Raw genomic sequence first — 25,060 nt, 5'->3', positions numbered from 1 at the left:
CCCTGCACCAACGCCATCGTAGGGGCGACGCATACGTCGCCCGCGCTGCCGTCGTGGCACAACGCTACCACGGCCCGACGGCATCTTTCGATCGATACGCAACGCGCAGGGGCGACCGGCGGTAGCCCCTACGATCATCCGGGGACGGCCACCTCTCGTCCGCGGCCGCGATACAGTCGGTAATAGACCAACGGGACCACCACCAAGGTGAACGTCGTGGAGGCAAAAATGCCGAAAATGAAACTCCACGCCAATCCGGAAAAAATCGGATCCAGCGTGATCACCACCGAGCCGAACATGGCGGCGCCCGCAGTGAGGAAAATCGGCCGAAAACGGGTGGCGCCCGCTTCGACAATCACCTCGCTGAGCGGGCGCTCGGGGTCGCGCTGCTGGATGAGCTCGATGAAGTCGATGAGGATGATCGAATTGCGCACCACGATGCCGGCAAGGGCGATCATGCCGATCATGCCCGTGGCTGTGAAAAAGATCGGGTCAGGGTATTGGCCAACCGGTTCCGTAAACAGCACGTTGAGTAACCAAAAGCCAGGCATGATGCCGATGATCGTGAGCGGAATTGCAATCATGATGATCAACGGCAGGAACAGCGACTGGGTTTGTGCCACGAGCAGGACGTAAATCATGACCAAAGCCGCGCCGAAGGCGATGCCGAGGTCGCGGAATACATCCACCGTGATTTTCCATTCTCCCTCTCCCGCGAGATCGACACGGAAGCCTGCCGGAAGGGGATTCGTGCGCAGCCAACGTTGCAAGTCGAAGACGGCCTCCACCGGGCTGCGCCCGGCCGTTTCCGCAATAACATACTGCACTGGGCGGAGGTTTTTATGGAAAATGGTCCGCTCTCCCTGGCCTTCACGCACGCGCACGACCTCGCCGAGGGGCACCAATTGGCCGCTTTGGCTGCGCACTTGCACAGCCAGCAGGTCGGGCAACGAAGTACGCAGCGGGCGCGGCAAGCGGACCTCGAGCACGAGCGGCAGCCGTTCGCTCGGAAGTTGCACGCGGCCGATGCCGAGCCCGCGCACTGCCGCATCGAGCGTGTGGGCGACATCGGCAAGGGCCACGCCCGTGGTTGCCGCCTTTTCCCGGTCGATGTGGAGCACAACCTTTTCATGCTCGGCTTCCGCGAAGTCGTCGACGTCGACCACCCCTTCGGTGCGCTCCATTTGCCCGCGCACCTGTTTAGCTACGGCGACCAGCTCCTCGTTGCTCGCTTCCAGCGGGCCATAAACCTCTGCCACCAATGTGGAAATCACCGGTGGGCCAGGGGGTACTTCAACGATCTTCACATTGGCACCGTGGGCGCGGGCGATCCTCTCCACGTCCGGACGAATGCGCAATGCAATCGCGTGCGATTGCTGTGCGCGTTCCTCTTTCGGCAGCAACGAGATGCGGATTTCCCCTAGGTGTGACCCGTACCGCAGGTAATAGTGTCGCACCATCCCGTTGAAGTCCATGGGCGCCGGAACACCGACGTAAGTGGTGTAATCCGTCACCTCTGCGACTGTGGCCAAATACGCGCCCAGGGCGCGTGCCACGGCATCGGTTTCCTCCAGGGTGCTCCCGCGCGGCATGTCGATCACGAGAGCAAGCTCGTTCTTGTTATCGAACGGCAGCATCTTCAGCGGCACCGCCCGCGTCACCGCCAATAACGCGGAGCCGACGAAGGCAGCGACCACGAGCCAGAGGAACCAGGTGCCGTAGCGTCGCACTTCGAGCAGCGGCAGAAGCAGCCGCCGGTACCCGCGGTAGACTGCGGTGCGCGTAATGTCGAACGGCTCGTGCTCCTTGCCGTATTCGCTTTTGAGCAAGTGGTAACTCGCCCACGGGGTCACGGTGAACGCCACCAAGAGCGACACCAGCATGGCCACGGGCACGTTGAATGCCATCGGCGCCATGTACGGCCCCATCATGCCGGTAATAAAAAACATCGGAAGAAACGACACGATAACCGTAAACGTGGCGAGAATGACCGGCGGGCGAACCTCGTCGACCGCAGTCAGCGTCGCTTCCAGCGGAGGCTCGCGGCGCAACTGGAAGTGGCGGAAGATGTTTTCCACGTCCACGATCGGATCGTCGACCAAAAGCCCGAGCGACAAGATCAATGCGAAGAGCGTGACGCGATTGATCGTGTATCCGAAAATCAAGTCGAGGAGCAGCGTGATCGCCAAGGTCATCGGCACGGCCAGCGCGACGATGAACGATTCCTTGGGGCCGAGGGCGATGGCTAGGAGCACCAGAATCGTGGCGACAGCAATGGCTAGGTGTTTGACCAGCTCGTTGACCTTGTGGTTGGCAGTCTCCCCGTAGTTGCGCGTCACGGTCACCGCGACATCGTCGGGGATGACCACGCCCCGCTGCTGCTTGACGGCCTCTATCAAAGCCTCGGCCACCCACACCGCGTTGGTGCCCTTCCGCTTGGCCACCGCGATGGTGACAGCCGCGCACTCGCGCCCTTGTTCGGCCGGGCACAGCCGCTGCGGATCGTGCGCGGCATTCTCGAAACCAGGAGGCCACCACAGAGTGTGGGCCTTGGCTGCGGCAGGGCCAAAGCCAATGCGCGTTGCACTCTCCACTTCCCGTGGGCCATCGACCACGCGGGCCACGTCCCGCAAATATACCGCCTGCCCGTTCGGGGCAGCGATCACAGCATTCTCGACTTCGGCTGCCGAACGGAAAAACGGGCCCACCTCGAGCAGTACTTCGCGCCCGCCCCGCTCGAACGCCCCTGCGTGCACGTTGATGTTGCCAGCCTGCAAGCTGCGCACGACTTCCAGCAGCGAGAGGCCGCGGGCAGCGAGCTTGCTCGGATCGATATAGACCGAAATCTGCCGGGGCTCGCCGCCCACAACCCAGCTCTTCCCTGTGTTTGGAATCCGGTTGAGTTTGTTCAGCAGCTCGTCCGCCACGCGCCGCAAGTCGGAGGAGTCCCCGCGATTGCCTGGCGACCACAGGGTAAACAGCACGATGGGCACGTCGTCGATTTCCACCGGCTTGACGATCCAACTGGTCACTCCGGGCGGCATCGCGTCCTGGTTCGACATGAGTTTGTTCCAAACTTTCACCAGGCTGCGTTCGCGGTCTTCGCCGACGTAGAAACGCACCGTCGCGACCGCTTCGCCCGGACGTGACATGGAGTACACGTATTCCACCCCGTCGATTTCCCACAGCTTAGCCTCGAGCGGTGTGGCCACGAGTTTTTCCGTTTCTTCCGCGGTAGCCCCCGGAAACCGCACGAACACATCGGCAAAGGGCACGACGATTTGCGGCTCTTCCTCGCGCGGCGTGAGGTACAACGCCGCGGCCCCGGCGAGAAACGAGGCGAGGAGCAGTAAAAGGGAAAGTTGCGAGGTGAGAAACTTCTCGACGATGCGCGAGGTCAGTCGGCGCCGGGCTTCACTTCTGCCTGCACTCATCTTCCCTCACCCCTGGGCCTTGCGCGGGATCACCACGCGCTCTCCGCGCGCCACGCCGGAAAGAATTTCAACTTGGTCCCCGTAAGTTTTCCCGGAGCGAACTTGCCGCATGACGACACCGCCGTCGGTTCGTACGTACACGAATTCGAGCTGCCCGCGCCGCTGGAGCGCGGCGATGGGCACGAGTGCGGCCTGGTGTTGCCCGCAGGGCACGCGCACCACACCGTAGGCGCCGGGACGAACCTCGGGAGCCTCGGGCAGGCCAAGCTTCACCCGCACCGTGCGCGTGGTGGGTTCGGCTTGCGGCGAAATCTCTTCGAGGCGCGCAAGTAGCTCCTCAGCCGGTTGGTCTAAGCGCACGCGCAGCGTTGCCCCGAGGGCCAGCGCCGCACTGCAAGACTCGCCAATGGCGGCTTCGAAGCGCAGCGTGGCAGGGTCGTGCACGACCACCAGCGGTTGCCCCGGCACCGCCAGATCACCGGGATCTGCCCAGCGGGAGGCAATGACCCCGTCAAACGGTGCGCGCAACACGGTTTCGCTCACGGCCACCTCGGCTTCCGCTAGAGCGTCGCGAGCGCGCTGCAGAGCAGCGGATGCGGCCCGACTGCGAGCAATGATGGCATCGAGGTCTTGCTTAGTGGCCGCGTTCTGCTCGAAAAGTCCGCGCACCCTGCGCTCCTCTTGCGCCGCATGTTGCGCCTCTGCCTCTGCCGCCGCGAGTGCTGCGCGGGCCTGCTCCCGTTTGGCAGCCAGCTCGGCAGCATCGAGGGTCACGAGCGGCTCGCCAACTTTGACCGGAGATCCCATGCGCACGTGAACTTCCGCCACACGGGCAAGCACGCGCGGCGCCACGTTGGCGACGAGCCGGGAGCGCACCGCGCCGGGCCAATCGATGATGTCGGGGACTTCCCGCACCGTCACCACGGAATCGGTACCTTCGAGCACCGCCGGGGGAAGCGGTCGGGTGCCGGGTTCCACTTTGTGACCGCCAATGGCCCCGGAGAGATACAAGAGCAACACAGCCAAGCCGACGATCGACCCGACCGCGCCGAGCAAGCGCGGCGACACCCAACGGGTATGCTCTGCACTCATGGTTCCATCTCCTCCTCCCAACTGCCCATCGCTTTGCGCAATGTGGCGGCACTGCGGTTAAGCTCGTAGCGCGCCGCCACCGCCTGCGAACGCGCCTCGGTACGGGCAGCTTCGGCCTCGAGATAGCGGGTAACAATGACGGTACCGGCACGGTATTGCTCGGTCACCAGCCGCAACGCCTCTTCGGCAGCAGCGACCGCTGCTTCCGAAGCCTCCAGCCGTTGCCGCGCTTCTTCCCAGTTCGAGAAGGCGACGCGCACCTCGTGTTCGATCACCGCTTGGGTTTTGGCCTCGAGCTGACGGGCTTCTTCGAGGTTGTGCTCTGCGGCCCGCAAGCGCTGGAGGGTGCGGAAGCCGGAGAATAGATCCACTTCCGCCGTTGCGCCGAAGAACCAGTTGTCGCGGCTCGACGATAAACGCAGATCCGTGGCGTTTTGGCCGTAGGAACCGATGAGGTCCACCCGCGGCAAAAATGCTGCGCGCTCAGCAGCCACTTCCGCCTCCCGTGCCGCCACAAGTTCCCGCATCGCAACCAGCTCGGCGCGTTGGGTGCGGGCCCGCGCCAGGGCATCGGAAAAGCTTGCTGGCAGCGTCGGCCCGACCTCGGCTGCCGGGCTGACGGCAACCTCTTCCGTTGCCGGTAGAGCCAACACCAGCCGCAATGCCGAGCGGGCAAGCTCCACAGCATTGCGGGCCCGCACGGCGGCAGCCTCCGTTGCCTGGAGGCGAGCTTCTAAGGACAGCACGTCTGATTTCAGCGCCGCGCCCGCAGCAAAGCGTGCCCGGGCGTTCTCTAGCGCGCTTCGCACCGCAGAAAGAGAAGCCTGCATCACCGCAACCTGCTCCGGTGCAGCCAGCAATGCGTAGTATGCTTGGGCAGCGGCGTCGATGACGGCGTTGCGGCTCGCGACCTCTTCGGCTCGTGCCGCCCGTGCCCCGGCCTGGGCTGCTTGCCGCCGGAAGTAGTCCTGCCCGCCGTGAAACAGCGGGACAGCAGCAAGCACCTCAGGGCGCACGTCTTGCGTCGGTCCCGGCCGATTGAAGTTGGTGTTAAACGTGAAGCGCCGCTGCGACAGGATCATGCCAAAGGCACGCGACGGATCGTCGGTGCGCGCAAACGTGATCCGCGCACCCAGTTGCGGGAAAAACGCGGATTCCGCCTCGCCAACGCGCGCCAGCGCCGCTTCCGCCCGTGCTCGTGCTCCCGCCAGATCGGGATTGCGTTGCACGGCCAAGGCAATCACCTCGCGCAACGACCAGCCCGCAGGCGGCGGCTGTGGCGGTTCCTCCGCACCGATCCTCCCCGCGAGCACAAAGCCCAGGAGTACGATCCAAGCGGACACGCTGCGCATCGTCGCCTCTATTTCGTGCCCAGGCGGCGCAGGATCTTTTCTGCTGGGCAAAAGCCGGTAAACGACGATTGGACCAAGTTCAGCGAAACGAACGCCGCCAACAAGAACCAGGCGGGATGCACGAAGTAGCCGAGAAGCAAACTGATCCCGACCAACGTTCCCGCGAGCAACCGCACGGCCCTTTCCGTCGTCATGCGTGTCTTCCTCCTCTCTTGTAATCGCTTTCTCACAACCAATTGGAGCCAACAACCTGGAAAAGGTTCCCACGCTGCTGACCCCCAGTTCGCCGCCGGGTCGATGTTGCCTGGCCCGAACGCCAAACGGAGCCAGCGCCGTGGATCAGCCCCGCCGTTCGCCTGCACTGAGGGACCCGTTCGCCAACTCGATGACCGCGGCTACGGGCACCACGACCGCAGGCCGGTTGGCCGCTCGGTGCCCATTTCGGAGGGGGCATGCAGAGTCATCGACGCTCATTGTTGCACTCATGCGATTGATGGAGCACCATGCTGGCGATGCCTGCGCTCGTTCGCCTGGTCGTGCTTCTACTGGCAGTGGGAGGCAGTGGTGCGTGGTGTTCGCGAGCCGTCGCGCTCTGCCCCGGTGACTGCGACGGCAGTGGCCGCACGGACGCTGAGGAAATCGCTCGCGCGGTTGAAGCTGCGTTCGGGCATGCTCCAGCTTGCGGGGCGGCTGACGAAAGGGCCGGTGCTGCGCATGTGCTAGCGGCCGTAGCCTACTCGGCGCTCGAAAGGCCGTTGTGTGCGCGCGGCATTCGCGCACGGTGGGACCCTCAAGCGCCGCTCGCCGGCGGGCCGCGCCAGGAGGTTGGGGTCGCCGCCCTCGATGGCGTCATATACGTCATCGGCGGAATCACCAGCCGCGCAGTCGGAGTCGCCACCGTCGAGGCCTACGACGTTTCTCGCGGTGAGTGGCGGGCGGTGGCACCGCTACCGCGGGCGCTGCATCACGTGCCCGCGGCTGCGGGTGAGAGCCATGTGTTTACAGCCGGTGGTTTTGCGGGCGCAAGCTTTCGACCGGTCGATGATGTTTTCCGCTACGACCCCACACGCGATCTGTGGGAACCGCTGCCCAAGCTTCCTACTGCCGTCGGCGCGGCGGCTGCAGCGGTCCGCGGGAGGTGCTTGCATGTGGTGGGCGGCGGGCAAGGTTTGGCAAGCTCAACACAGCACGCTGTGTTGGATCTCGAAACTTTGGTTTGGCGCACAGCCGCCCCGCTTCCGGATGCGGTCAATCACCTCGCCGCAGTCGTGTGGAACCACCAGCTCTATGCCGTGGGCGGTCGCCGCGATCCTTCTGGGTTGGCCAACTCTGCGGGCTTGTACCGTTACGACGCGGAAAACGATCGCTGGCTTGCGCTGGCCCCGATGCCGACGGCGCGCAGCGGACAGGCCGCCGCAGTGGTGGGCTCGTGGCTGGTGGTGTTCGGGGGCGAAGTGGACCAACAGCGCTTTCCCAACGGCACATTTCCTCACGTCGAGGCTTACGATTTCACCAGCGACCAATGGTGGTCGGAGCTGGCAATGCCCGTGCCGCGTCACGGTTTCGGAGCGGCCACCGTGGATGGAGCGATTTACTTGCCGGGCGGAGCCGTACGTGCCGGGTTTGGCGAAACCGCCTGGCACGATCGCTGGATCGCGTTCTGACGGTGCACTGCTGCGCGATCCGTAGGCGGCAATGGCCGTCGTTGCCTTAGCTTGCGCCGCCCGGATAAACGCTCTTCTATGCCGGAAGTCAGTGCCATCTATCACCGCACCAAGGAAGTGAACATTTACCCGCTCGGCGGCGATCGCTTCTTGATCGAAGCCTTTTTACAAGATGAAGTGCACGACGTGCACGCCGAAGTCGAAGTGGTCCATCCCTCCCTCGAGATCGTGGCCGCACGCGCTGAGGTTCGCAGTGGCCCCTTCACCAATGTGTGCAATCTAACCCACCGCAACATCGAGGGGCTTGTGGGCATGCGCGTGCAGCGCGGGTTTACCGTGGAGGCACGAAAGGTGGTCGGTGGACCGACCGGTTGCCATCGCATCTCCGAGTTGGTGGTGGAAATCGCCCAGGCTGCGTACCAATTGCACTTCGTGCGCTTGTTCCAGAACATTCCCGCAGAAGTGCGGGAGCGCGAAGACGACCCGCCACGGCGCCATGCTTTCGTGATGGATCACGTGCCGGGGATGCGGAATACCTGCTTCTCGTACAACGAGGCGAACCGCGAGCTCATCCGCCAGGCACAACCTCTGCGCCTGCGCCGCCAACTCATGCCAGTGCGCAAAGTGGGGGAATGAATTCCATACGCGCGGCTGCACGAACGTGCGGGTTATCCCCCTCACCCGCGGCTAACGCCGCACCCTCTCCCCCAGCGGGGGGTGAGGGTGTGACAACATCGCGCGGCGACAACACGTGCGGCAAACGTGCAGAGCCCAGCAAGAGATCATCCCTCTCCCCCGTGAGGGGGAGAGGAAAACAGGGTGCGGGGGCGCCCCCGCACCACCCAGTACCCTGCCGCGCTGTAGCACCGTAGGGGCAACGCATGCGTCGCCCCTACCAACGTCACCCACCCGAACCGCCATTGCCCATTACAAACCAGTTCCCGCGCGCTGTCGGCGCGGACCCTTCCGGCGCTCTCCGAGCCTGGTCACTCACGTAGTAATCAGAGCTGCCCAGCGTCTCCGCGCCGTTGACATTAACGCCTGGCTCTGACAAGGGCGCCCCATGTCGTGCGTGAGCGTATCTTGAAACAAGCTTTCGCTTCGGCCGGTTTCGTTGGTAGGCTTATCTGCGGTGCTCCTCGTCACCGGCGGCTGCTGGACCCGGATCGGCGATTTCACAGCGATTACGTCGCGCAACGTTGCCGTAAATGTTCGCCCGGTTGCCAGGAAAGTCTCAGGAACCCACTGCGTCCATGCCTTGTTGTTCGTGCCCATCGGTAGCATCGAGCCGAATATTCAAGAAGCGATAGATTGAGCATTGGCCGCGACACCTGACGCAAACGCGATGTCGAGTGTCAGGGTCTATCGCGAAACCCTATTTACCTACGTCTTCAACGTAGAGTGTGTACGCGTACAGGGTGATGCCGTACAGGTAGAAGGAGGCAACCCATGAAGCGTGTGCTTTGCGTCTCATTGCTATCGCTTCTTGCATTCGGCTGCTACCAACGAGTGGGCGATTTCGCGCTCGCCAGCACTAAGAACCTTGGGACCTCGTTCACCATCGTACAGCCGCGTGTGCGGGGGAAGGATTGCGCCTACCTACTCTTCTTGTCCATTCCGCTAGGAAGCTTGCGTCCGAATATCGAGGAAGCGATCGACCGCGCGATGCAGGACGGCGGCGATGGGGATATTCTGGTTAACGCGTCTTTGTCCGCCGACATCTACATCACACCCGTGATCAGCCAGCAGTGCATTCGAGTCGAGGGGGATTTGGCGAAGTCCACGGCACCAAAGGCGGCGCCGTAAACGCCGACCTCAGACCCGATCGAGCATGCTGGTCCAACCTCTCTTACCCACCACAGCAAGCCTCGTAGTGGCACGGCATGCCGAGCCCCTACGATCGCGTTGGTGCTGCGTGCCAAGACGACCACGCGCGCGGCACCGGTAGCAACACCATCGCCAATCGCCGTGGTCCCCGTTCGCTATTCGCTATTCGCCATTCGCCGTTTCTCACCACTCGCCACTCGCCTTTCGCTGCCGCGCGAGGCGTTGCACGAGGCATCGAGGAGCCGTGTTGCCTTGAATGCCTGGAACCAGTGGGTTAGTGTCGGCCAACTGTACGGAAAGAGGGTGAACCGGTGGCCAAAAGCACATTGTTTTTGAACCCGCCGTCCTTCGATAACTTCGATGGCGGCGCCGGCTCGCGCTACCAAGCGCGGCGCGAGGTGCGCTCGTTCTGGTATCCCACGTGGCTCGCACAAGCCGCAGCGCTGTTGCCGGACAGCACCTTGATCGATGCTCCGCCTCACGGCCTCACCACCGAAGACGTGATCGCGCGCGCGGCCGGGCACGATCTGGTGGTCATCCACACTTCCACTCCGTCGCTGCGTTCCGATGCCAAAGTAGCCGCTGCCTTAAAAGCCGCGTATCCAGGGTTGGAAGTCGCATTCGTCGGCGCGCACACGATGGTGTTGCCCGAGCAAACGTTGCAGCAAGCGCCCGCGGTGGACTTCGTGACCCTCGGCGAGTTCGACTACGTCATCCGTGAAGTTGCCGAAGGCAGGCCGTATCGCGAGGTTGCCGGTGTTGCCTATCGTGCGGAGGACGGCTCGATTGTACGCACCGGCACGCGCCCCCCGATCCACGATCTCGATGCGTTCCCGTTCGTGGTCGATGTCTACAAGAAGCACCTCACGATCGAGAACTACTATATTGGCTACCTGCAGCACCCTTATGTGTCGCTGTACACAGGGCGAGGCTGCCGGAGCAAATGCACCTTTTGCCTTTGGCCGCAAACGATCGCTGGTCACGTTTACCGTACGCGCAGCGCCGAGCACGTGATTGCGGAAATGGCTCACGCCAAGGAGATCTTTCCTCAAGTGCGGGAATTCTTCTTCGACGACGACACGTTCACCGATGATCGCCCACGCGCCGAAGAAATTGCCCGCGGGTTAGGGAAGCTCGGCATCACTTGGTCGTGCAACGCCAAGGCCAATGTGCCGTACGAAACCCTCAAGGTCCTCAAGGACAACGGCCTGCGGCTCCTGCTCGTCGGATTTGAAACCGGCAACCAACACATCCTGAACAACATCCGGAAAGGCACCCGCATCGATCGTGCACGCGAGTTCATGCGCGATTGCCACAAGCTCGGCATCCTGGTTCACGGTACGTTCATTATTGGCCTCCCCGGCGAAACCGAGGAGACTATCGCGCGCACGCTGGAGTTCGCCAAGGAGCTCGACCCGTACAGCTTGCAAGTCTCGCTGGCTGCGCCTTATCCAGGCACGGAATTGTACCGGCAAGCCAAGGAAAAAGGTTGGCTACCTCCCGACAAGGAAGACGACCTGGTGGAAGACCACGGCATCCAGCAAGCGGTGCTGAACTATCCGGAGCTCTCCTCGGAACAAATGGAGGAGGCACTCGAGCACTTCTACAAGGCGTTTTATTTGCGGCCGCGCCCGATCCTGCGCATCTTGCGCGACATGCTGAAGGACCGCCGCGTGATGGTGCGGCGCTTACGCGAGGCACGCGAGTTTTTTTCCTTCTTTGCAACTCGCCGCGAGCCGACGGCAACAGCGTAACTCCAGTGCGTACGAGCGCGCACCGCTGCCCGATCGGCTAGTTCGCGGCGTGTCGCCTGCAGAGCACAGCAACGCAACTCATGCCCTTCGAGCTTGCCATTGCCATGTCGGCCGTCGCCAGCGGCGCCCTCAGCATCGGCCTCTACGTCATGAAGATCCGCGCGGCAGAGTTGCCCTCCCTGGGCTCGGGGTTTCGCTGGCAAGCCTGGCGGGCGTTTTTGCGCGACCCTCGTTGGCTTGCGGGGCTCGGCCTGCAAATTGCGGGCTACGCGTTGTACTTCACCATGCTCCGGTTCGCGCCGTTGTCGCTCGTGCACACCGCCCTCACGGGCGGCCTCGTGCTGTTCCTCTTGCTCTCCGTGTTCGCGTTGGGCGAGCATGCCGGCGTGCGCGAATGGCTGGGGGGCTTGGCCATCACTGCCGGGCTTGTGTGCCTCGGTTTGTCGCTCAACGAGGAAGCCTCCTTCGTTCCAGCACGAATCGACTTGGTCGCTTTTTTCTTTTCGACTACGGGCCTCGCTCTGCTGGCAATCGCCCTCGACCGCAGCCCCGGGCGGCCTATCGGTCGGAGCATCGCCTCTGGCCTGATCCTCGGTATGGCGGCAGTGTTCGCCAAGCTCTTGGCCACCGCACCCTCCCTGCACCAAGCGGTGCGAAGCAGCGCACTGTGGCTTACGCTGGGGAGTAACATCGCCGGGTTTGCGCTCATGCAGTCGGCCCTGCAAAATGGCCGCGGCGTCGTTGTCGTACCGATTTTCTCCGTGCTTTCGGACATCGTGCCGATTCTCGCCGGGATCTTGGTATTCCACGAAGGTTTGCCCCGTGCCGGCACCGCAGCAGGCCTGCGAGTGCTGGCTTTCGCCCTCGCTCTCGGCGGCACCGCCTTGTTAGCCACCGCCACCGAAAGGCACACCAACCTCAGTCGCGCAACTGCGCGTAGCTGATCAGCTCGATACCCGCCGCCTCGATCAAGGCCCGCAGCCGCGGGCTTATGAGTGCCCGCAACTCACCCTCGCAGTCGTAGTGCCGCGGGCGCCAATGTTTGGCCTCTTCATCGACGAACGAGGCGTGCGTGTACACTTCCGTCGTCCCCGGTGGCAAGCGACGCAGAATCGCTGCCAAGTACGGTTCGGTCATGCGCCCGGATTGGTGCAACCCGAACATCCAATCTGGGTACCGCAGGCCGGCCCCATCCAGACGCGGACGCGCATGGGCGGTCAGCGCGCGAAAAGTCACAGCTTCGGCGATCTTGCGGCACCACTGCCACCAGCTCGCGCGCAAGGTGACCCCCAGCGGCTCCCGCGGCAATCGCAGCGCCACAATGCCGTATTCGGGGGCGATGCGCACGAGGATTTGCAGCACCGTGGGGTGCATGTGGATGTTGAGGTGCCCATCCACATGGGTGAGCCGCAACCCGGTGGCCAAGAACTTCTCCACTTGCGCGCGAATTTCCCGTTCCAGCTGCGCGTGCAAGGCGCGCACGAAGAAGTACCGTAAACCGGTCCGCACCGGCTGGCGAGAAAACTCGCCGCGACTGTCGACCAAACCCGGAATTTGTTGCGGCGGCAACGTGGAGTATCCTTGCAGCAACACGAGATGGAGGCCGACTCCTAGGCGGGGATGGGCGCGGGCAAGCTCGACGGCCTCGGCAACCGCAGCACCGTTGACCATCAAGCTTGTGTTCGTCAGTAGTCCTTGCTCGTGCGCTTGCACAATGCCGCGATTGACCCCGGGAGAAAGGCCAAAATCGTCGGCCGACACAATGAGCCTGCGCTGCCGTTGGTGCCGATGCGGCTCGCCCATCGCTGCTCTACGTCAGCGGGCTGCGGCTGACGCCACGCCGGCGCGGCCCCATTGCTTCCACCACCACAGAGACAAACCCACCGCCGCCCAAAACAGCTCCCGCACCCGCCGGAGTACCCCTGCAGCCAAACCCTTTGCGGGATCGAGCCCCAGCAAAGAAAAGATAAGCACCTTGCCACCCTCTTGCGTTCCCAACTTCGCCGGCACGAAAAACAGAATGCCATCGAGCGTGGCCGAAAACACTTCGATGGCCAGCGCCAGCATCCAACTGGGCGATCCGTCGAGCAGCCAAAGCACGATGTACATCTCCACCGTGCCTAATGCCCAGCCCACGGCAAAGGCAAGCACCGACAGCCCAAACCGCCAGCCATCGCGATGCAAGGCACGAATTTCCTCGTCCAGTCGCAATATCCGGCTGCGCCAAGCCGGCCCCTGCAACCAGCCGAACTTCTCCAACGCAAGCAAAGCAGGAGCAAACATGCCGCGCCGTTGCCACCACACGAGGCCCGCGCACACTCCGACAAACCCACCCAAGGTGAGCCACGCTGCCCACTGAATTGCCTCGGGCAAGGAAACGTACACGGCGACGACGGCCAACCCCACCAGGATGAAGACAACTTGGCCAAGCGTCTGGGCCAGCTTCGCCACACTCAGCGATGCGGCGAGCGGAACCCGCCCATGCGCGGCTGCGAGCATCTGCAAGCGCACGAACTCGCCTCCGAGCGACGCTGTCGGCGTCACGTAGTTGAACGCATCGCCAGCCACGCGCGCCGCCAGGAGTTCGGTAAACCGCGGCGCACTGGTGTTGCGACGAAACGCCCACCGCCAACCCAGAGTGTTCGCCGCAAAAGCGAGAATTTCTTGCGCTAGAACCAACAGCAGCCCCCAACCGACGAGGGAGAGGTTCGCAACTAAATCTCGCCATCCGAGCCGGTACACCAAGCCCCCCAACAACGCTGCCCCCAAACATGCGAGACCGCGCTCGAGCCACCGCATGACCGTCGTGTCCTACCGTTGCCGGGAGGCCCACTCCGCGGGGCCTGTACTGGCCAGCTCTGCCCGCCGCTGCGTTTCGCCTTGCCTGCGCACGTGGACGCTCCCGAATGCGCACCGTTACTCGCTTTGCGGCCACGAGGCGATCGGCGCCTCGGCTGCGGTCCCGGCAGGCGCCGGCGTTTCCTCCGACAAGGCGCCTGACGCGCCAGGGCCACAGAACGACTCGAACGAGAGTGCGAGCGCGGCGGCAGCGACGGCGTACGAACCGAAAGCCGCACCCCAAAGAAACCAGTGCAAGCGGTCCGCCAGAGCCAGCAGCAACAACAGGTAAGAGAAATCGCGATTCATCAGCGCAGCCAAAAAGCGCTCCAATCGTCCGCGCCACGAATGAGTGGCAGCGCCTGCCACCGCGGCACTGCACGCTCGATTGAGGAACACGTAGCTCGCCAGCCCTGCCGACGCGAAACCACCGAGCAACAGCAACACCAACCACCCGTGCGGAGCATGCGGATGGGAACGTAAGAAACCCAAGCCGAGACCGAGGAAAATCGCAGCGTGCACCAGGTTGTCCGTGGCGACGTCGAAGAATTTTCCCCACTCCGAATCCCGGAATGTGAGGCGCGCCAGTTCGCCATCGCAACCATCGAGCACGCACGCCAGCCAAAACAACACCGCCGCGGCAACCCCGCCGGTGAAACTCCCGTGACTAAAGAGCCAAGCCGCACACAAACCCAGCGCGGTGCCCGCAGCAGTCACGTGATTCGGCCTGAGCCAGGGAAACCGCGCCAACCGCCGGCTGATGGCCAGCGACAAGCGACGATCGAACCAATGCGCAAGGACGCCATCGGTGGCCGCAGCCGCACGCCAAATCTGGCGGCACAAAGCCCGCTCTGCCTGCTGCGCGGAAGTCGGTGACGCCACCGGCACGGCAACCTCGGTGCTCAATGAGCACTCGGTGTCCGCCAGTCGCATGGCATCCGCCCAGGCGGCCACGGCATCGGTGCCGCTGTCAGGGAATAGCTGCCTGGCCGAGCCGCTCACCGCCACAACTAGCCCGTCGACGCACCAGCGCACGGCGCCCCCGCCACTCTCCGCACGGATGCGCAGCAACACCGTCGGCGACACGACCACATCGCTCCGCACGACCACCCATGGGTCGTCACCGAAAGGCGGCTCGGCGGTGAGCTGCACGCCGCGCAAGCGCGAGTGCGCACGCAAGATGGTCGCCAACCGCGGGCAGGGCTCGGGTGTCCACACCACGATCTCAGCAAAGCCAGCCCGCTGCGCAGCGAGCAGCACGCGCTCCATCACCGTGAGCCCGGCAACGCGCAGGAAGCTCGCAGCGTGTGGCGGCAACACGAGCAACTTCGTTCGGTCTGCCCTTGGCTCGCTCATACGTTCGGTAGCGCCACCTTGAATTCGCGCCCCTGGGCTTTGGCCGAACGATAGGCTTGTTGCAACAGCACCACGCACAGGCCCGCTTCAGAAAGGTTGTCCCGCCCGAGCTCGGGGTGCTCCAGCGCAGCTCGAAATTCCGCAATCACGCCATCGAACCAATGGGGATGGTGCGAGCTCTCCGCGGGGGAGGGGAGTTCGGCCCGGCGCAGCCCGCGCTTGCCGCGTACGCTGAGCTGCCCGTTCTCCACACGAACCTCGCCATGTTCCGCCTGCACCGCCCACGAAGTTTGCCGCGCTGCACCCGCCCACGTGAGCTCGATTTCCGCCGTCGCCGAGGGGAACACCACGCGGCACTGAGCCGTGTCCTCGACCGCGACATCGGTGTACCGCCGGCGCCCGACGGCAGCCGACACGGCTTCGGGCACCTCGCCCGCAAGATCCGCAAGCAAGTAAAACGTGTGCCAGCCATGGTCCACCAAAATCCCCCCACCGGCAACCTCGTGGTCGAGCCGCCACAGGCCGCCGGCACCCGGGGCGCAGCCCTGGCGAATTGTTTTCACCGCTATGTGGCGCACCGGCCCCAAGCGTTCTTCGCTCATCGCCGCACGCATCGCCTGAAAGGCTTCGGAAAACCGCCAGTTGTGCACCGTGTGCAGCACCACGCCGGCAGCGCGCACACACTTCTGCAGATGCACGAACTCAGCAACCGAGGTCGTCAGCGGCTTCTCGCACAGCACGTGCACTCCAGCGCGCGCCGCAGCTTCCACTTGGACAGCGTGGCACGCCGGGGGAGTGGCAATGTCGACGAAGTCCAAGCGCTCCTGCTCCAATAATTCGTCGAGCGTCCAATACACCCGCGCCTCGGGCAACACGCTCGCCGCCAGTGCCCGCCGCTCCGGATTGGCATCACAAACAGCGACTAAACGGAAATCGCGCTGGCGTCGCCACGCCGGTAAGTGCCCGTGAAGGGCCACCTCACCAAAACCCACGATCGCCCCGCGCCACACCCGCATCAGGCGAGCCCTCGCACCAGTGGAGCGATTTCGGCGCACGCTTCGTCCAGAATCGCCGCTCCCTCCAAAGCTTCGCTCTCGCTCAGAATCAGCGGCGGGTTGATGCGCACGCGCGAGAAGTAGCCCATGAGCAGCAACCCGCGCCGCAGTGCAGCAAGGAACAATTGCTCGGTCACCGCAGCGGGCAGCGGTTCTTTACTGCGCCGGTCCTTCACCAGATCGAGGCCGATCAAGAGCCCCACACCGCGCACGTCGCCGATGAACTCATACTTCTCTTGGAGAGCGCGCAGTGCCTCGAGCAGCACACCGCCCACGCGTGCGGCGTTGTCCACAAGGTTTTCCTCCACGATCGTTTCCACCGTGGCCAGCGCGGCGCTCGCTGCCAACGGGTTGCCGCCGTAGCTCGACGAAGATGCACTGGGCTTTGAAAATGGCTCCGCCTGCGTGAGTTCCTCGCGAGCGATCAGTCCGCTGACCGGGAAGCCGTTGCCAAACCCTTTTCCAACCGTGATCACGTCGGGCTCCGTGCCCGTGTGCTGGCAGCCGAACATTTTTCCGGTGCGGCCAAACCCAGTGATCATTTCGTCGCAAATCAGCACCGCCCCGAGTTCCCGTGCAATCTCCGCCACCCCCGGCAAAAACTCGGGCGGCGGAACGACATTGCCCGCCGTGCCCTGCATGGGCTCAACGGCAACCGCTGCCACGGCACCGGCGGTCGAGGTGCGAATGGACTGCCGCGCAAATTCCAAGCAGAACAGCCCGCAGCGCGGGTACTCGAGTTTGAACGGGCAGCGATAGCAGTCGGCATACGGGACCAAGTGAGTCCCTGCCGGAAGTGGGCCCCACTGCTGTTTCCAGGTGTCGCCAATGAGGCCGAGGACACCGCCGGTCTTCCCATGAAAGCCGCCCCAAAAACCCACCACCTCGAACTTCTTTGTGTACGCCTTGGCCAAACGAATGGCGGCCTCCACCGCCTCTGCCCCGCCGCTGTATAACTGCGTGCGCGGCCTCGGCAGCGGAGCGAGCTGCGCGAGCAAGCGGAGCAATCGCAGCCGTGCGCGACTGGTGAAGCTGCCAACCACGAGCCGCCCGAGTTGTTCCGCCACTTGGCGGGTAAACCGCGGATGGCCATGCCCCAAACTGGCCACCCCCACACCCGCGAAGAAGTCGAGATAGCGGTTGCCGTCGACGTCAACGAGGCGACATCCCTCCCCATGACTCAGCGCAAGCTCCGAGAGCTGGGCGATGCGCTGAACCCCAGGGGCGAGGTACTGCTGCTCCTCCGCACACAAAGCCCGGCTTCGCAACCCAGGAACCGAGCGCTCGGCTTCCAACGAGGCGTTCGACAGTGACGAGGGTTTCACGCGACCTTTGCCCTTTCTACGCGCGCGTACGCCGCAATCGCTTGCGCCGCTGCGGGGCGGCACGGTGCGTAGCTAGGCCAGTCGTTCAAGTCAATCAAATGACATGTACCGGTTTCATCCACCACACCATCTCCGCCAAATACTTCCAAGCCGGCAACCTGCGCTGCACGACGCGCTATGGCCGTGAGGCGCCGCTCCCAGGTCGCACGGCTGCCGTTGGCCTCGCCCACGACATGGAAGAACTGATCGGCCACTGCGTAAAACTTCACCGTTCGGCCGGTCACGTGCTGTTGCACGACCGCAGTGGCGATTCCCCGCGAGCGCATTTGTGCAAGCGCTTTGCGCACCTGCTGCGCACCTACGGCAAATTGCACGTCGGCTGCGGTCATGGCATGCACGTCGCCACGCTTGACCCAAACGGCCGGGACTTCGTGCAGCCAAGCCGGTAACTCCTCCGCAGCCGTGGAGACCACAGTGGCCAGCGGCGACGATACGCCGCTACGCCGAAACAGCTCGTGAGTGCGCGCACGGTAACAGTTGCGCACCGCAGCAACGGAATTGATCACTCGAATCCCGAGCTGCTCCCACTCTTCCAGGCGTGAAAGTGCACCCGCCCCTTGCGCCATATTCAACACGACCGTGCGGCGCGGCAACTCCGGCCAGCGCCGTGCGCGGGGATCGAGCACGTCGACCACGTACTGCTCGCGGCGCAGCACGCTGGCCACACTTAACAAGATCGCGGCGTCGTCTTCGACTTTGCCCGGCGAGTATTCCGGCTCCCGCAAAACGCACAAAAAATCAGGCATCGCTCGCGTACTCTTCGGCGACGAATCGGGCGGCGACGGCTAAATCTTGTGGGCGATCGACGTCCACACACACACCCACAGGCAGCGCGCGCATCTCCACACCCGCCTGCAACAGCAAGGCGAGGAAATCGCGCAGCGCCGCAGCGCCGGCAGCGCGCGCGGCGGCTACGTGGCGAAACACGCTTCGCGGCATGGCGTAGACACCCGCGGTCACCCAACCCCTGCCCCGCACCGCACTCCCCAGTGCTTGCACCCGCGCGGTATCATCGGACTCGACCCAAAGCGGCTTTTCGTCGTCCACGAACGCGGTCACCCCGAGCACCACGGCCTCGGGCCCGAACTCTCGCACCCGAGTGCAAAACTCTCCCAGGCGCGACGGCGCGATGAGCGTATCCGCGGTCATGAGCACGAAGGGATCGCCGGCAATCAGCGGCTCGAGTGCGAACAAACTTTCCATGGAATTTGGCGTGTCGCGATACACGAAGGAAAAATCGAGCCGCGGCCAATGCCGCCGGCAGTAGCGCTCGACAGGGAAACCCCGCGTGTTCAGTGCCATCACCACTCTGCGCACCCCGGCGTGCTCGAGACCGCGCAAGACATACTCGACGAGCGGCCGACCCGCCACCGGCACCAGCGGCTTCGGCAACACCCAGCCTGCTTGGCGCAGGCGCTCGCCGTTACCGGCAGCAATTATTGCGGCTTGCACGACAAGCACTCATCGAGGTCAGCGAGGCGCGCGATGGGGAAAGCCGTTGCGGGCAACGAACAGCCCGCATCTCGCCCAGCTCGAGAATTCAACCACGCCGCGTACATCCCAGCACCGCACGCACCCAACACATCGTGTTCGAGCGAATCGCCCACATGCAAGACTTCCTCCGGCTCACATTCCAGCTGCGCGCACGCCAGTTCGAAGATCGCACGCTCGGGCTTGCGCATACCCACCAGAGCCGAGTCGATCACCACAGGAAACAACGACGCCAATCCTTCCTCCGCGAGAATCGCCGCCAGGTTTCCGTAAAAGTTGGAGATCACGCCCAACCGCACGCGCTCTTTCCAGCGCCGCACCAATGCCGCGTGTCGGTGCAGAGCTTTGCGCGTATCCTGCACGAACCGGTGCACAATGTCCTCCACAGCATTGCTCGTCGGCCATCCCAGCTCACGCATCTGCTCCTGGACGTGGAAGCGCACCAAGCCAACCAGTCCGACGGTGCGCAGCCTCGGTTCCGCATAGGCGGCACGGGTGGCGAAACCAAAAGCTCGCTCGAAGTCTTCCTTCTCCGGGTGCAAGCCCGCCGCGTCATACACACGCCAGAAGCGATCGCGCCAGTGGTCAGGTCCATCGAGCGTGCCACCGAAATCCAACGTTACCGCGCGCACCGGAAGTCTCACGCTCCCCCACGCTAGCGACACCCGTGGTGGCGGGCAACGAAGTTCGCACACAACGTTCGCCCCCAACCGCAGCGCGCCGGATTGACAACAGCGAATAGAGCAGCGAGCGGTGGGAAATCGCAAACCGCGAATAGGGAATCGGAAATGCGTGCCTTGCATCTTGCTACCCTGCGCCAACCCCACGGGCGACGCTTGCGTCGCCCGTGGGGTTGGGCGGGGGCTACCGGCGAGTGGCGAGTGGTGAGGAGCTGCGAATCGCGAATAGGGACCACGTCGATTGCGGATGGTGTTGCCACCGGTGCCGCGCGCGTGGTCGTCTTGCCACCCTGCACCAACACGCAGCCCTTGTGGCTGCCTTCGTTACCGGCCACCACGCTGCCGCTGTCTGCTCCGCGGCCAACACCCCCACCCCCCATGGGCAGGCACAAGGCCTGCCCCTACAATCTCTATTTCCATGCCTGCGCTGGCGCTGCGCCATCCGCACACCGGCGCGCCCGCATGGTTTGTTGGCGGCAGACGTCATCACCAGCCGTCACTCGCGCCTCAGCGTGTGGGCGGGTAAGAAAGGACTCATGAAGCGCAGCGACATGGAACGCAGCGACGAGAAGGCTGGATTGCTAGCAGGCGTGCGCGTACTGGAGTGCTCGTTGTTGGGGCCGGCGGCAGTCGGTATGCATTTGGCCGACTTGGGCGCGGAGGTGATCAAGATCGAGCCCCCCGGTGGGGACTACGTCCGCAAGATGGCGTTCCCGATTATCGACGGCATTTCCCTCCTGCACTGGCACTTGAACCGCGGCAAGCGCAGTGTGGTGTTGGATTTGCGCAAACCCCCGGCGGTGGACCTCTTCCTCCAGATGGTCGAACGGGCCGACGTCGTCATCGAGGCGATGCGGCCCGGGGCCTTGGCTCGGCGCGGCATTACGTTCGAGCGCATGTGCGAGCGCAATCCACGCGTCGTGTTCTGCACGATTTCTGGCTACGGCATGAACGGGCCGTACCGCGACTTGCCGGCGCACGGCATTGCCTTCGATGCGTGGGCGGGTGTGGTGCGCCCAACCACCGAGGCGCACGGTTTTCCAGCGATTCCGAGCTACACCACCGTCGGCATCAACGCCGGGCCATTGTATGCGGCGATGGGAATTTTGGCCGCCCTCGTACGGGCGCGCGCGAGCGGAAAACCCTCTTGGCTCGAGGTGGCGCAAAGCGATGCTGCCGCCGCTTTCAATTGGAACGGAATCGAAGGCAACAAGGCCTACGAACGGCCGGAATCGGAAGTCACCGGGAACGATGGCGATGGCCGCGGCGCCCGGCGGCCCGTTGGCGACAACAGCATGACCGACGCCGTCCGCTACCAATTTTACCGCACCAAGGACGGCATGATCCTCTTCATGGCCTCGGAGCAGGAGTTCTGGCGGAACTTTACCTATGGCATTGGCCGACCCGAGTTGTACGAGGCCAACCCTGGTGCACGCTACGCGGATCATGCCCGCGGCAACCTCGAGCTGCGCCGCGAGCTAGCCGAAATTTTCGCCACCCGGACCACCGCGCAATGGGTGGAGTTCGGTCTGAAGGTCAACACGCCCATCGCGCCGGTGAACGATGTGAAGTCCATCGTGCGCGATCCGCATTTTCAAGCGCGCGTCGGCTTCTGGAGCCGGGAGCGCGTGGGCACCGAGCTGATGCCCTCACCGGTGCGCCTGGTGGGAGAACCGCTGCCGGTGCCTGAGGCCGCAGCGGTGGAGCCGGGGCGCGACACGGAGAATGTGTTGCGCGAGGTGCTGGGCTTACCCGCAGAGCAAATCGCGCACCTGCGGGCTCAAGGTGTGTTGGGTTGACGGTATAAACGCGCGCCGCTCAGCGCAAGCGGCCGTGTCTTGCCGCAGCCCGACGAGCTCCCGCTCGGCGGCCGCCTTCCTGGTCTGAAATCGCTCGAGCGTGATCGGCGAGCGCGTACGATAGGGGCGGCTTAGGAGGAGGAAGCCGTTGCTGTGGCCGCTTCGCCTTCCGCGGGCACGCGGATGCGCACCCGCCCGTGGGCGTCGACCTCCACCTGCCGCAGTGCGCGCAGCCGCGTGACCAATCGCGGCGACCCGGGCGGCCGTACGAATCCTTGCTCCTTGAGTGCTCGCTCGAGCACGTCGAGGTTCACCCATCGCCCGCGCTCGCCTTTCGTGAGGTGCTCGATCGTCGCGATGATTTGCTCAGCCGGAGCGGCGTGCGGAGCTTCGGCGGCCGGGTTACTGGGCGCACTCGCGGCCGCGCTTCGACGCTTGCGAAGGCCCGTTGCCAGCGGGGCCGCCGCTGGCCCATGCTCTTTGGCCACGGCGGTTGCCGCAGCCGGGCGACTGTGGGAGATGCGCCGGAAGGTTACGCCGCGCGCTGCAGCGAGATCGCCGATGGCGTCGAAGGCGCGGTCGTTCGAGATGACTTCGAGCACGTCTCCTGGCCGTGCTTGTCCGAGCCAACAGCCCGCTGCCGTAGCGATCCACAGATCGCTCCAGTCACGCACGCCGCGGGCCGGAGCGCTGTGAATCAACTTCGCTCCCATGCTTGCGAGGCGTCGCGCCAGCCCTGGCGGCACTGCACGCCAATTGCCGACGGCCGTAAGCTCGATGTTCTGCCGCTGGAGATCGATCTCCAGGCTACGCAGGACCTCGAAGAGCGACGGTTCGGCGGTGGTGTTCTCCACGTCAATGAACACCGCACGCCGGGGTATCGGTTGTGGTGGTGACTGTACGCTCTGCGCGAGCTGCTCAGTGGCTTTGGCTGCCGTCTTTCTCCGGCGCCGCGGTGTCGTGGCTTCGGGGGTTTCGGGAACCGGAGCGGCCGGGGCACTGCTGGGCTCGGTGGGTACGGTGTCCGTAGCTGTCTTTGTTTTCTTCCTCACGGTGTCAGCTATTCCCCAGCGGAGCGCACTTCGCAACCACCAGTGCGCGCGGAGAATCGCATGGTGATTCTACCCGGCCGGTCCGCACGCGACCTTGGGCGAGCACCAACGGGGGCGCCGTCACACGCTGGCGACTCGCTCCGCTTGGAGTTGGCTGAGGATCTCCGCCGACGTTTCCAAGCGCGCGCCGGCGGAGCGCAGCTCTTCGAGTGCGCGCTGGTCGTCCCCGGGATTGACGTTCACGCCCCGCGTCGCGTCGGTCACCACATGAACCTCGAAACCCGCCTTGATGCCGTCGAGTGCCGTCGCGCGCACGCAGTAGTCGGTCGCCAAACCGGTGACGTAGATCCTCTTCACCCCGCGTTGCCGCAAGATCTCCGCGAGCGGCCGCCCTGCTTCGTCCGTTCCCTCGAAGCCGGAATAGGCATCTTTGTCAGGCGACGTGCCTTTTTTCACGTACGCCGAGATGTGTTGGCGGTCGAGACCCGGGTGCAATTGCGCTCCCGTCGAGCCTTGCACACAGTGCGGCGGCCATGGCCCGCCTTGCGCTCGGAACGAGCAGTGATTCGGCGGGTGCCAATCTTGCGTGGCAATCACGGTCGAAAACAACGGAGCAAGCTGGTTGATCACCGGAACGACTCGATCGCCTTCGGGAACCGCCAAGCTGCCGCCAGAGCAAAAGTCGTTCTGCACGTCGACCACGATCAACGCCGCATCGCGAAATGCATGATGTTCGGTGTTGTGGGCACCCATTGCCGGCACCTCCTTTTGCTTCGAAAGTCGCCGGTGTTCCGGTTAACCACGGGCGTGTTCAGTGCAACCGGCAGGCTCTGGCAGAGGTCGTTGCACTTCGCTTTCTAGACGCGTCATGAAGCGGACGAGTCACGTGCCTCCTGGCTTCCGCCCGGTGCCGCGCACGGGTGTCATTTACGTCATGACCGAGGCGGCCAAGCTCGGCTATCGCCCGGGCGATCCCCGCTGGGCCAATTTGGGCCAAGGTGCGCCGGAGACGGGCCCGCTCCCTGGCGCGCCGCCACGGCAAGGGAGGATCGAGCTCAGCTACGATGCTTTCGAGTACTCACCGATCGACGGGCTCCCGGAGCTGCGCGAACGCGTCGCCGCTCTTTACAATGCGCGTTACCGCAGCGGGAAGAAAAGCCAGTACACTGCTGCCAATGTGGCGATCAGTCCGGGAGGACGGGCCGCGCTCACTCGCTTAGTTTCGACCCTCGGGCGCACGAACGTCGGGCACTTCTTGCCGGACTACACCGCTTACGAGGAACTGCTCGACTCGTTCGGCACTTTCGTGCCGATCCCGCTCATCCGCCGCCCCGAGGCCGGTTATGCTTTTCCCGCCGAAGAGCTGCGCAACGAGATCCTCGGCCGCGGTTTGTCGACGGTGGTGCTCTCGAACCCTGCTAATCCCACTGGGGCGCTGATTCACGGCGCAGAGCTGCACGCCTGGGTGCAGGTGGCGCGGGAACTCAAATGCACGTTGGTGTTCGATGAGTTTTACAGCCACTACATTTACGCCGACGGCGTGGAAACGTCTTCTGCAGCTGCTTATGTCGAAGATGTCGATAGCGACCCGGTCGTGATCCTCGACGGCCTCACGAAGAACTGGCGCTACCCTGGCTATCGCGTGGCGTGGACCATCGGGCCTCGGCCCATCATCGAAGCGGTCACCTCCGCGGGGAGCTTTCTCGAGGGAGGGTGCTCGCGGCCGATGCAACTTGCGGCGTTACCCTTGCTGGATGCCACAGTGGCCGCTCAGGAAGCGCTGGCCATCCACCGCCACTTCCACCAGAAGCGCGACTTTATGCTTGCGGCGCTGGAAGCCCTGGGCATTCGCGTGCACCCACCGCTCGGTGGCTTTTATTGTTGGGGCGATGTCTCCGCTTTGCCGCCGCCGTTGAATACCGGCATGGGCTTGTTCCGTGCCGGTTTGGAACACGGCTTGATTACCGTGCCTGGGGTGTTTTTCGACATCAATCCCGGTCAGCGCCGCCCGGAGCGAGAGAGCCGCTTTGCCCACTTTGTGCGCTTCTCCTTTGGCCCACCGCGGGAGGAAATCGAACGCGGCCTCGCCATCTTGCGCGAGCTCATCGCCGCCCATTCTGCTGTGCACCGCGTTGCCGAACGAACCTGAGCACGATCCTGGTGGCCAGCGGCGGCGCCGGACGTGTGCTGGTGCCCAGGCGTATCCGGAAGGGATGGGCCTGCAGGCGGGGCTCCGTTTTGCGGCAAATAGTCTTGCACTGCCTAGCCAAAGTGTGGTAGC

Annotated in this window: 21 protein-coding genes; 7 read left to right on the top strand and 14 right to left on the bottom strand. The window is 64.1% G+C overall.

Annotated features, from left to right (window positions below; genetic code table 11):
- Positions 1–134: 134 nt before the first annotated feature.
- From N3C12_00850 to N3C12_00835, 4 genes are read right to left on the bottom strand one after another with little or no spacing between them, the layout of a single operon-like run.
- Complete coding sequence (locus tag N3C12_00850; protein ID MCX8070986.1) at positions 135–3,434, bottom strand: efflux RND transporter permease subunit; 3,300 nt, start codon at positions 3,432–3,434, stop codon at positions 135–137.
- Between the two features lie 6 nt (positions 3,435–3,440).
- Entirely contained in the window at positions 3,441–4,526 is a 1,086-nt protein-coding gene (locus N3C12_00845; GenBank protein ID MCX8070985.1) for an efflux RND transporter periplasmic adaptor subunit, read from the bottom strand.
- Positions 4,523–5,878, bottom strand: coding sequence for a TolC family protein (locus N3C12_00840; GenBank protein ID MCX8070984.1), 1,356 nt, complete (start codon positions 5,876–5,878; stop codon positions 4,523–4,525). Before N3C12_00840 ends, N3C12_00845 begins: the two co-directional genes overlap by 4 nt.
- Positions 5,879–5,886: 8 nt before the next feature.
- On the bottom strand, positions 5,887–6,072 hold the full coding sequence (locus tag N3C12_00835; GenBank protein ID MCX8070983.1) for a DUF2892 domain-containing protein: 186 nt from the start codon (positions 6,070–6,072) through the stop codon (positions 5,887–5,889).
- Positions 6,073–6,390: 318 nt separating this feature from the next.
- Here N3C12_00835 and N3C12_00830 point away from each other — a divergent pair, with 318 nt between their 5' ends.
- From N3C12_00830 to N3C12_00810, 5 genes are all read left to right on the top strand, one after another.
- On the top strand, positions 6,391–7,542 hold the full coding sequence (locus tag N3C12_00830) for a galactose oxidase (protein MCX8070982.1): 1,152 nt from the start codon (positions 6,391–6,393) through the stop codon (positions 7,540–7,542).
- A 78-nt stretch (positions 7,543–7,620) separates the two neighbouring features.
- Positions 7,621–8,178, top strand: a complete 558-nt coding sequence (locus N3C12_00825; GenBank protein ID MCX8070981.1) for a DUF2889 domain-containing protein — start codon at positions 7,621–7,623, stop codon at positions 8,176–8,178.
- Positions 8,179–8,991: 813 nt separating this feature from the next.
- On the top strand, positions 8,992–9,348 hold the full coding sequence (locus N3C12_00820) for a hypothetical protein (GenBank protein ID MCX8070980.1): 357 nt from the start codon (positions 8,992–8,994) through the stop codon (positions 9,346–9,348).
- A gap of 332 nt (positions 9,349–9,680) precedes the next feature.
- Positions 9,681–11,123 (top strand): hopanoid biosynthesis associated radical SAM protein HpnJ, encoded by a 1,443-nt coding sequence (hpnJ, locus tag N3C12_00815; GenBank protein MCX8070979.1) that lies wholly within the window; start codon positions 9,681–9,683, stop codon positions 11,121–11,123.
- Between the two features lie 80 nt (positions 11,124–11,203).
- The gene (locus tag N3C12_00810; protein ID MCX8070978.1) at positions 11,204–12,067 is read left to right on the top strand and encodes a hypothetical protein; all 864 of its coding nucleotides are present in this window, start codon (positions 11,204–11,206) and stop codon (positions 12,065–12,067) included.
- Here N3C12_00810 and hpnK read toward each other — a convergent pair.
- From hpnK to N3C12_00770, 8 genes are all read right to left on the bottom strand, one after another.
- Complete coding sequence (gene hpnK / locus N3C12_00805; GenBank protein MCX8070977.1) at positions 12,042–12,926, bottom strand: hopanoid biosynthesis-associated protein HpnK; 885 nt, start codon at positions 12,924–12,926, stop codon at positions 12,042–12,044. The genes N3C12_00810 and hpnK overlap by 26 nt on opposite strands.
- A 12-nt stretch (positions 12,927–12,938) precedes the next feature.
- On the bottom strand, positions 12,939–13,922 hold the full coding sequence (locus N3C12_00800; GenBank protein MCX8070976.1) for a lysylphosphatidylglycerol synthase domain-containing protein: 984 nt from the start codon (positions 13,920–13,922) through the stop codon (positions 12,939–12,941).
- A gap of 117 nt (positions 13,923–14,039) precedes the next feature.
- Positions 14,040–15,317, bottom strand: coding sequence for a CDP-alcohol phosphatidyltransferase family protein (locus N3C12_00795; GenBank protein ID MCX8070975.1), 1,278 nt, complete (start codon positions 15,315–15,317; stop codon positions 14,040–14,042).
- Positions 15,314–16,333 carry a Gfo/Idh/MocA family oxidoreductase gene (locus N3C12_00790; GenBank protein ID MCX8070974.1) on the bottom strand — a complete coding sequence of 340 codons (1,020 nt, stop codon included), beginning with the start codon at positions 16,331–16,333 and terminating at the stop codon, positions 15,314–15,316. Before N3C12_00790 ends, N3C12_00795 begins: the two co-directional genes overlap by 4 nt.
- On the bottom strand, positions 16,333–17,697 hold the full coding sequence (locus N3C12_00785) for an aspartate aminotransferase family protein (protein MCX8070973.1): 1,365 nt from the start codon (positions 17,695–17,697) through the stop codon (positions 16,333–16,335). Before N3C12_00785 ends, N3C12_00790 begins: the two co-directional genes overlap by 1 nt.
- A complete protein-coding gene (locus N3C12_00780; protein MCX8070972.1) occupies positions 17,694–18,503 on the bottom strand; it encodes a hypothetical protein in 810 nt (269 codons plus the stop codon). The genes N3C12_00785 and N3C12_00780 overlap by 4 nt, the downstream gene beginning before the upstream one ends.
- Positions 18,496–19,209: an NTP transferase domain-containing protein gene (locus N3C12_00775; GenBank protein ID MCX8070971.1), complete on the bottom strand. Its 714-nt coding sequence runs from the start codon at positions 19,207–19,209 to the stop codon at positions 18,496–18,498. The genes N3C12_00780 and N3C12_00775 overlap by 8 nt, the downstream gene beginning before the upstream one ends.
- The gene (locus N3C12_00770; protein MCX8070970.1) at positions 19,194–19,892 is read right to left on the bottom strand and encodes an HAD family hydrolase; all 699 of its coding nucleotides are present in this window, start codon (positions 19,890–19,892) and stop codon (positions 19,194–19,196) included. Before N3C12_00770 ends, N3C12_00775 begins: the two co-directional genes overlap by 16 nt.
- A gap of 572 nt (positions 19,893–20,464) precedes the next feature.
- Between N3C12_00770 and N3C12_00765 the strand changes: the two genes are divergently transcribed.
- Positions 20,465–21,727: a CoA transferase gene (locus N3C12_00765; GenBank protein ID MCX8070969.1), complete on the top strand. Its 1,263-nt coding sequence runs from the start codon at positions 20,465–20,467 to the stop codon at positions 21,725–21,727.
- Positions 21,728–21,858: 131 nt separating this feature from the next.
- Here N3C12_00765 and N3C12_00760 read toward each other — a convergent pair whose 3' ends face one another.
- Positions 21,859–22,779, bottom strand: coding sequence for a hypothetical protein (locus N3C12_00760; protein ID MCX8070968.1), 921 nt, complete (start codon positions 22,777–22,779; stop codon positions 21,859–21,861).
- 120 nt (positions 22,780–22,899) lie between these two features.
- Complete coding sequence (gene pncA, locus N3C12_00755; protein MCX8070967.1) at positions 22,900–23,532, bottom strand: bifunctional nicotinamidase/pyrazinamidase; 633 nt, start codon at positions 23,530–23,532, stop codon at positions 22,900–22,902.
- A 115-nt stretch (positions 23,533–23,647) separates the two neighbouring features.
- Here pncA and N3C12_00750 point away from each other — a divergent pair, with 115 nt between their 5' ends.
- Positions 23,648–24,928: a pyridoxal phosphate-dependent aminotransferase gene (locus N3C12_00750; GenBank protein ID MCX8070966.1), complete on the top strand. Its 1,281-nt coding sequence runs from the start codon at positions 23,648–23,650 to the stop codon at positions 24,926–24,928.
- The last annotated feature ends 132 nt before the right edge of the window (positions 24,929–25,060 follow it).

The organism is Candidatus Binatia bacterium (assembly GCA_026415395.1).
In the GTDB taxonomy this organism is placed as follows: Bacteria; Desulfobacterota; Binatia; order HRBIN30; family HRBIN30; genus HRBIN30.
Note: the sequence above shows the minus strand (reverse complement) of the source record. Positions and strands in the feature narration are given on the sequence as shown.